Source organism: Vibrio algivorus (assembly GCF_030161215.1).
GTDB lineage: Bacteria > Pseudomonadota > Gammaproteobacteria > Enterobacterales > Vibrionaceae > Vibrio > Vibrio algivorus.
Window position 1 is genome coordinate 22,156 of sequence record NZ_BSPV01000019.1, and the last position, 7,051, is coordinate 29,206.

Annotated in this window: 6 protein-coding genes, 1 tRNA gene and 2 riboswitches; all 7 genes read right to left on the reverse strand. The window is 40.7% G+C overall.

Features of this window, described 5'->3' with window-relative positions; translation table 11 throughout:
* Nucleotides 1-4: 4 nt before the first annotated feature.
* Nucleotides 5-784: a thiazole synthase gene (locus QQJ93_RS16000; RefSeq protein WP_089125174.1), complete on the reverse strand. Its 780-nt coding sequence runs from the start codon at nt 782-784 to the stop codon at nt 5-7.
* 2 nt (nt 785-786) lie between these two features.
* Nucleotides 787-990, reverse strand: a complete 204-nt coding sequence (gene thiS, locus QQJ93_RS16005) for a sulfur carrier protein ThiS (protein WP_089125175.1) — start codon at nt 988-990, stop codon at nt 787-789.
* 44 nt (nt 991-1,034) lie between these two features.
* Nucleotides 1,035-1,781: a HesA/MoeB/ThiF family protein gene (locus QQJ93_RS16010; protein ID WP_089125176.1), complete on the reverse strand. Its 747-nt coding sequence runs from the start codon at nt 1,779-1,781 to the stop codon at nt 1,035-1,037.
* Between the two features lie 27 nt (nt 1,782-1,808).
* Nucleotides 1,809-3,020: a thiamine phosphate synthase gene (thiE, locus tag QQJ93_RS16015; protein WP_089125177.1), complete on the reverse strand. Its 1,212-nt coding sequence runs from the start codon at nt 3,018-3,020 to the stop codon at nt 1,809-1,811.
* Nucleotides 3,020-4,984: a phosphomethylpyrimidine synthase ThiC gene (gene thiC, locus QQJ93_RS16020; protein ID WP_089125178.1), complete on the reverse strand. Its 1,965-nt coding sequence runs from the start codon at nt 4,982-4,984 to the stop codon at nt 3,020-3,022. Before thiC ends, thiE begins: the two co-directional genes overlap by 1 nt.
* A 120-nt stretch (nt 4,985-5,104) precedes the next feature.
* A riboswitch (TPP riboswitch) is annotated at nt 5,105-5,202 on the reverse strand.
* Between the two features lie 62 nt (nt 5,203-5,264).
* Nucleotides 5,265-6,638, reverse strand: a complete 1,374-nt coding sequence (locus tag QQJ93_RS16025; RefSeq protein ID WP_089125179.1) for a voltage-gated chloride channel family protein — start codon at nt 6,636-6,638, stop codon at nt 5,265-5,267.
* Between the two features lie 80 nt (nt 6,639-6,718).
* Nucleotides 6,719-6,790, reverse strand: a riboswitch (Fluoride riboswitch).
* A 167-nt stretch (nt 6,791-6,957) separates the two neighbouring features.
* A tRNA-Asp gene (locus QQJ93_RS16030) sits at nt 6,958-7,034 on the reverse strand.
* Nucleotides 7,035-7,051 lie beyond the last annotated feature (17 nt).

Genomic DNA, 7,051 nt, shown 5'->3' on the forward strand with positions numbered 1-7,051 from the left:
TCACCTACCCTAAAAACGCAGTAAGCGGGCTTGATGCACTTGCTTGCTGGCTTACTCCACCCAACCCTGCTAGATAAGCCTGGCGACCTGACTGGACTGCCAATTTGAATGCCTGTGCCATTGCTACAGGATTAGCCGATGATGCAATCGCGGTGTTCACCAATACAGCATCAGCACCTAATTCCATAGCATAAGCAGCGTGTGAAGGTGCACCGATTCCCGCATCAATCACAACCGGTACGTTCGCTTGCTCGATAATAATTTTGAGAAAGTCTTCCGAAACCAAGCCCTTATTGGAACCAATCGGTGCAGCAAGAGGCATAACTGCGGCACAACCAACTTCCTCTAAGCGCTTACATAACACAGGGTCAGCATGACAATAAGGCAAAACAATGAAACCAAGCTCAACCAATTGTTCAGCAGCTTTTAGTGTTTCGATAGGATCTGGCATAAGATATTTAGGATCGGGATGAATTTCTAATTTCAACCAATTAGTATCTAGGGCTTCTCGCGCCAACTGTGCGGCAAAAATGGCTTCCTTAGCTGTTTTTGCTCCAGAAGTATTCGGTAAAAGTCGTACGTTCGTTTTTAATAATGGCTGTAAGATATCATCAGTTTGACGCTGAAGATCGAGACGTTTAAGTGCTAAAGTGGTGAGTTCTGAGCAGGAATGCAACAATGATTCCAACATAAGGTCAGAATTGGCAAACTTACCTGTTCCTGTAAATAATCTTGAATTGAATATTTGGCCGGCGATAACCAGCGAATCTTGTAAAGAATTCATGGTTAGCCTCCTGCGATCATAGTGAAAACTGAAACATCATCACCATCATTCAGTATCGTTTCGGTCCACTGAGCTTTAGGAATAACATCTTGATTAATCGCAATCGCAATACCTTGTTGATTAAGAGACAATCGAGAAAGTAATTGAATTAGGTTATATTGATTCTTCTCTAAAAAATGTACTTGTTGATTTACCGTGACTTGCATGGTATCTCCTTAGATCCTTCTTTATGGAGACTGATTTGTACCAATCAGCTTCCACAGACAGGGCACTCGGAATCTTTAGCAATATTAAATTTCTGCCAAGATAGCGTTTGCCCATCAAATAAATTAAGAGACGCAGGTTTTAGTTTATTGTTTTGAGTTAGGTATTTGATCGCTTCAAGCGCTTGTAAATTACCTAGCGTGCCGACGACCGGGCCAATGACTCCCGATTCTGAACATTTCAAACCTGCGCTGTTATCTTGATATGGCACAGCACAACGGTAACAAGGTGATGAGTGGTGATTAAAGTCAAAGCTCATTAATTGCCCAATCCAGCCAATCGCTGAACCTGAGATCAGAGGGGTATTTCCATCATGGCAGGCTTTATTAACCGCTTGCCTAGTCGGAAAATTATCACTGCAATCTAGTACAACATCCGCCAGCATTACTTCTAAATTCAACTGAGCATCGGCTAGAAAAGATTTCACACTACGAACTTTGCAATTAGGATTTAGCTGCTTTAATTGTTCGGCAGTCGCTTCCGCTTTATTTCTTCCAATATCAGATTCACGGTATATTACCTGACGCTGTAAATTGGATGAGTCGACTTCATCACCATCAGCAACCACTAATGAACCAATTCCCGCTCCAGCTAGATAAAGCGCAGCTGCTGAGCCTAACCCACCACAGCCAACCAACAACACTTTACTACCAATAAGTTTTTCTTGGCCCACTTCTGATACTTCTGGAACCATAATTTGTCGTTGGTAGCGCTGAAATTGTTGGTCGTTCATTGTTTTCCCTTGTTACTTATTAGAGCTTTAAGCAATGGCCTTATCACTTCGTGGAGAAGCCATAATTTGATAGAAAGAATCTATCGCCAATTGTATATCATTTGCCTGTGTAATAGCACGGACCACAGCTAAGCTACTCACTCCCGTTTGCCAAACTTCTTGTGCGTTATTCAAATTAATGCCTCCTATTGCCACTGTTGGAAAATCATCTCCAATCATTTTTCGATATAGCGCTAACTTATTCAGTCCTTGTGGTTTAGATGGCATTTGTTTAGTCGTGGTAGGAAAAATATGTCCAAGTGCAATATAAGAAGCTTTCAACTGCTTAGCTCGTAAAATTTCATAATAACCATGAGTCGAAATCCCTAATCGTAGGCCTGCTTGATTGATCGTCTGTAAATCTGCGACTTCAATATCTTCCTGCCCGAGGTGAACACCATAAGCTTTATATTTCACAGCGAGTTGCCAGTGATCATTAATAAATAGCTGTGCTTTATATTCTCGGCCAAGTTCTATCGCATGCTTTATATTGGCTTCTAAGTCAGAGTCAATCGGATCTTTCATTCGAAGCTGAAGTGTTTTAACACCTCGCTTAAGCAGGGTTTCGATCCATTCAACGGAATCAACCACTGGGTATAAACCGATATTGTGTGGTACTAGTTTGAATGGAGGACTGATTTGAGGTGTAGCCGCTTGGGTTAATTGCGGGAAGACGTGTGCATCGCTTGGCCATGTTTCACGTGAAACATCCTGGTGTTGTTTCACTGCAGCATTCGCGATAATAGCTGAATCTTCGAGAGTAAAATTTAAGCCTAAAGAAATAACAAACCAACAATAATGACGAATCGTTGATTCATGATTCCAATCTAAATTAAAAGTATATAAATCAACAGAAAATCCATCGGCAAGCCTAACTTTATCAATAAGTACATCACCATCATTGACTGCCACCGAGATTAAACTGACACCGTCTTCAACAGCGAGTGATGCATCAGATCCACTCTGATAACACAAAGTAACATCGCTCCCTTTGATTAGAGTCTCAGCATCAAATGCTGCAGAAACCTCTTTGCAGCCAGATTCTAAATGAATGACTGACGATAAATCGCCTATAGGTGACAACGTTGAAAACTCCACATCAGGTAGCACAAAACCAGCTTGCTTAGCAGCTTTCAAACAAGATTGAACTTGCTGTTTAAATAAAGTTTCACCAAAATAATTAAAAATAAGCTTATTCATTACTTACTCTCCTGCTCTACCAATTTTTTATTCTTTGGCTGCACTACAGGATGATAAAGCTCTGAACCAGTCTCAAGAAATTCACGTGACTTGGCTTTCATCCCTTCTAACGGATCACCTATCATTTTCACCTCAATAGCCTGATCTGCAGAGACTTGCTCACTATCTTTGGCATATTCACGTACCTCTTGAGAGATTTTCATTGAACAGAACTTAGGGCCGCACATTGAGCAAAAATGGGCTACTTTTCCGGACTCTTGAGGAAGGGTTTCATCATGAAAAGCCAACGCTGTTTCAGGATCGAGAGAAAGATTAAATTGGTCATGCCAACGAAACTCAAAACGTGCCTTAGATAAGGCATTATCACGAATTTGTGCTCCGGGATGTCCTTTGGCCAAATCACCGGCATGAGCTGCAAGTTTATAAGTAATAAGTCCCGTCTTAACGTCTTCTTTATTTGGCAAACCTAAGTGCTCTTTTGGTGTGACATAACAAAGCATCGCACAACCAAACCAACCTATCATTGCAGCACCAATACCAGAAGTAATATGATCATAGCCAGGGGCAATATCGGTGGTCAGTGGACCTAATGTATAAAATGGCGCTTCATGGCAATGTTTTAATTGTTCATCCATGTTCTCTTTGATCATATGCATTGGAACATGTCCTGGACCTTCTATCATGACTTGAACATCGTATTCCCAAGCAACCTTAGTTAACTCCCCTAGAGTACGTAGCTCAGAAAATTGCGCCTCATCATTGGCATCAGCAATTGAACCAGGGCGCAAACCATCCCCAAGTGACAGTGCTACATCATACTGAGCACAGATTTCACAGATTTCACGAAAATGTGTATATAGAAAACTTTCTTGATGATGTGCTAAACACCATTTAGCAATAATAGAGCCCCCACGAGAAACAATTCCCGTAACACGCTTAGCTGTCATAGGAACATAACGTAATAAAACACCTGCATGAATAGTAAAGTAATCAACTCCCTGTTCAGCTTGCTCAATCAAAGTATCGCGCATAACTTCCCAATTGAGATTTTCTGCAACACCATTTACTTTTTCTAATGCTTGATACATCGGAACTGTGCCAATTGGAACAGGACTATTACGCAGAATCCATTCACGAGTTTCATGAATATTACGGCCTGTCGAAAGATCCATAACGGTATCGCCACCCCAACGAGTCGACCAAACCAGCTTTTCGACTTCTTCTTCAATCGATGATGAGACAGATGAGTTACCAATATTGGCATTTACTTTAATTAAGAAATTACGACCAATAATCATTGGCTCAGATTCTGGGTGATTGATATTGGATGGAATAATTGCTCGCCCTTCGGCTACTTCACGACGAACAAACTCTGGAGTAATTTCTTTAGGGAGGTGAGCACCAAAATTTTCGCCGGGATGTTGCTGATTGAGTTGTTCATCTGCAAATTTTTGACGTCCCATATTTTCACGTATTGCAATAAACTCCATCTCAGGGGTAATGATTCCCTTACGGGCGTAGTGTAATTGCGTCACACAACAGCCTGATTTTGCTTTACGAATTTTCGGTAAATTTCCATATCTCAGGTCATCTAAAGTGTCATCATCTAACCTTTTCTGGGTAAACTTTGAGCTCACTGAATCTAGAAAAGCCGTATCCGCCCTTTCTTCAATCCAAGACTCCCTCAACTTGGGTAGGCCTTTATATAGATTGATTTGATAATTAGGATCGGTATAAAAACCAGAGGTATCGTAGACGTGAATTGGCTGATTTGGCTCTAAAATAGGGTCATCTTTGGTGCCTCCGACAAAACTATCTGCGAGGTTGATTTCACGCATAGGAACACGTAAATCAGAACGACTTCCTTGAATATAAACTTTTTGCGAATTGGGATAAGGTTGGACAGATAGAGAATTAATAAAATTCTTAGCGTCCATTCTGGCTTGTTTACGACTTGACGACATAGCATTTTCCTTTAACTGTATGAGTTAGAAGTCCCGAGGGGTAAATGCTTGACGGATTTTGATGCACAAGAGCGAATCTGTAAAAACAGATACACAAATAGAGGGGTAATAATGTGAATAGATTACTCTTCTCTCGTTCCCTTCGCAGGTATTAGCCTGATCAGGTTCAACGGATCCCGCATAGCGGTCTCAGCCTTATGGCACTCCGACAAGTAGAAAAAGTATATTAGCTCAATTTATAATCATCAACCGTTATTATTGATAAATGACGACTTATCTCCTATTTATTTCTTAATTTCTTAAGTAGTGATGCAAATAAACTTGATTGGGTTTCACGTAGTTGACCTATTTTCCCATCAAACTTAGGCGTATCTTTTAAATCAAATAGCTTAGGAACAGCAACTCGTTGCGAAGAGTAAATACCTGTATGACCACTAAAGTAATAGGCGGTATAGCAAGCAACAGCGAAGTATAAAATGTACTCTGAACCAAATAACTCTACACCCATGATAGTACAGGCTAACGGAGTATTAGTCGCTGCGGCAAATACAGCAATAAAGCCTAGGGCAGCAAACAATTCAGGTGGCGCACCTAAAGCCCAAGCTAAAGTATTACCTAGCGTTGCACCGATGAAAAATAATGGCGTAACTTCCCCACCTTTAAATCCAACCGATAAAGTGAGTGCAGTTAATATTAATTTAAACAACCAACTATACCATTCAGCGCCACCTTGATGGAAAGCTGAAACAATACTCACCCCACCTTCACGGTAACTGTAAACCCCTAAGCCTGTATAGTCATAGTTACCAATCAGCTTAGTAATTAAAATAACCAGAATACCGCCAACAAACACAATCAAATATGGGTTTTTCAAAGTCAATTTAAAAAAATCTTTTAACGAATGTGTGAGCTCACCAAAAAGATAACCCGCTAATCCAAAGCCCACACCTGCCACTAAAATTTTAAGCAATAAAAACGGATCAACTTTCACAACATGGTCGAGTAATTGATATGACTCTAAAAAGTCAATGCGATAATGAGTATGATGTGCTCCTAACGCCGTACAGACCATATCAGCAACGATAGCAGAAAATAAGGCTGGAACTATAGCATCATACTTTAAACGCCCTATAGCGAGCACCTCTAGCGCGAAAATAGCACCAGTCAAAGGTGTACCAAAAATTGCACCAAAGCCCGCAGCAATACCCGAGATAAGCAGTAATCGCCTGTCTGATTCTGATAACTTAAAAATCTTAGCAAAGTAATTAGAAGCTGCCCCTCCAATCTGTACCGCCGTTCCTTCACGGCCCGCAGAGCCACCAAATAAATGGGTGATCACCGTCGTAATTAAAACCAGTGAACCCATGCGAGTAGGAATACCAGCTCCAGGTTGATGTATTTCATCCATGATGAGGTTATTACCACCATCCGAGTTTTTGCCTAACTCTTTATACAAGTAGACAATAACTAGGCCAGAAAAAGGTAATAAATAAAGAAGCCAAGTATTTGCTTCTCGTGCCGCGGTTGCTTCAGACAAAATCCATAAGAAGAAAGCATTAAGCGCACCGATAACAGATGCAACAGGAATAATGATAGCAATCCATCGTAGAATTTGAGCAAATAGCTTTGGATTAGCGTTTAATGGGTGAGACATATATCTACCTAATATAATTAATATTAATGCTAAGGATAGATATATTAAGAGCAATTGGAAACCTGCAGATAGATCTATCCTACCTAGCAGGAGCCATCATCTCAAAAAAAGAATTGAGCGGTTAAAGGTGGAACCCCATCACCCGTGATAAAGATCACAATTTGATTCTATACCAAAAGAATACTTATACAACGGCAAAAGCAAATATTCATTTGATATAAATCAAGTTGCTTTTAAATGTCAAAAGTCATTTCTATAGCCGAAAAAAAACCTGACTCTTTCGAACCAGGTTTCTTACTCTTTATTCAAGATATGTAAGTGGCGGAGTGGACGGGACTCGAACCCGCGACCCCCGGCGTGACAGGCCGGTATTCTAACCAACTGAACTACCACTCCGCAGTGTCTATTCAGCA